Below are 1,324 nucleotides of genomic sequence, written 5' to 3'. Positions count from 1 at the left end.
GATCAGCGCCGACGTTCGGGTCGGATCAGCAGATCACGATTGCGCGCGGCCGGCCTCTTCAGGCGTCTGGACTCTGGCCGCTCGGCGGCGGGCGAGATACCCCAGTAGTTGCGGTAAATGTCTTCGAACAGATGCTGGATGGGGTGCATGTTTTTCTCCTTCCAATTGAATCGATCCAATCGCAAGCACAAAAAGGCAATGCCGATCAGCTCCGCTTGCGCCCTACGAGGAAGCGCAAGTCGCGAATCCACGGACTGGTTCTGTCGCGGCGCTTCTGGCTGTTGGTCGCCGACCCGATATTCCAGTCGTTGCGGTAGATGTCTTCGAACAGATAGTTGATGGGATGCATCATTCCCTCCGAGGTCAATTAACAGGCCAAATCCGCCACTTTGGATCGATTCAAAGATAGGCCTTTCATTGGCAACGGTCAAGCAAAATTTGAATCGATCCAACGAAAGTGCTAGATGCGGCCCAAGAACGTGCTAAATGCATGTCAGGAGACCCGCGCAAATGGCGTCACTTACCGCAGGCAATCGACGACCCGTCCGGCTGGCCGATATCGCCAAGGCCGCCGGGGTTTCGCACGGCACCGCGTCCAATGTATTCAGCCGGCCCGAGATCGTGCGCGAGGAAGTTCGCGAACGGGTTCGCGCAGCCGCCGAGGCCATGGGGTATGGCGGGCCCGACCCAAAGGGCCGGCTGCTACGGGCCGGCAAGGTCAACGCCATTGGCGTTGCCACCGCCGAGCCCCTCTCCTATTTCTTCGACGATCCGTTTGCGCGCGTCATGATGGCGGGCATCTCACAGGCTTGCGATGCGACCGGAGCCGGCATCTCACTGGTTTCGGCCGCCAACAACGAACAGCTTGCCTGGAACATCCAGAGCGCGCTGGTCGACGGCTTCATCGTCTTCTGCATCGAGGGCGGTTCGCGCCTGGTGGAACTGGCACGCGAGCGCAAGCTGCCCTTCGTCGCGCTCGACCTCGATTCCGAGGACGGGTCGGTCGCCGCGATCGGTGTCGACAACATCGCCGGCGCCGGCATGGCGGCCCGCCATCTCACCGATCTTGGACATCGCCGCTTCGCCGTCCTGGCGCTGCCCTTCGCCGACGACCGAACGGGCATTGTTTCGGCCGAACAGGTCCGGGCCGCTACCTATGCAGGGACGCGCAACCGCCTCACGGGCTATCTCCGGGAGCTTTCGCGGGTTGGCGTCGATATATCCAAAGTGCCCGTCTACGAGACCGCCAACGACGTGGCGAGCACGAAGGCGGGGCTCGAAACCATCTTCGCCTCCGACGCGCCGCCCACCGCCATCCTTGCCA

2 protein-coding genes are annotated in these 1,324 nt (G+C 62.0%); both read left to right on the top strand.

Features of this window, described 5'->3' with window-relative positions; translation table 11 throughout:
• The coding region (locus EOA36_RS37880; protein WP_210212449.1) for a hypothetical protein at positions 1 to 317 on the top strand (317 nt) is incomplete at its 5' end.
• A 193-nt stretch (positions 318 to 510) separates the two neighbouring features.
• Positions 511 to 1,324 (top strand): LacI family DNA-binding transcriptional regulator (locus EOA36_RS35615; RefSeq protein WP_127281251.1); only part of this gene is annotated, 814 nt, incomplete at its 3' end.

The organism is Mesorhizobium sp. M8A.F.Ca.ET.021.01.1.1 (assembly GCF_003998025.1).
In the GTDB taxonomy this organism is placed as follows: Bacteria; Pseudomonadota; Alphaproteobacteria; order Rhizobiales; family Rhizobiaceae; genus Mesorhizobium.
Note: the sequence above shows the minus strand (reverse complement) of the source record. Positions and strands in the feature narration are given on the sequence as shown.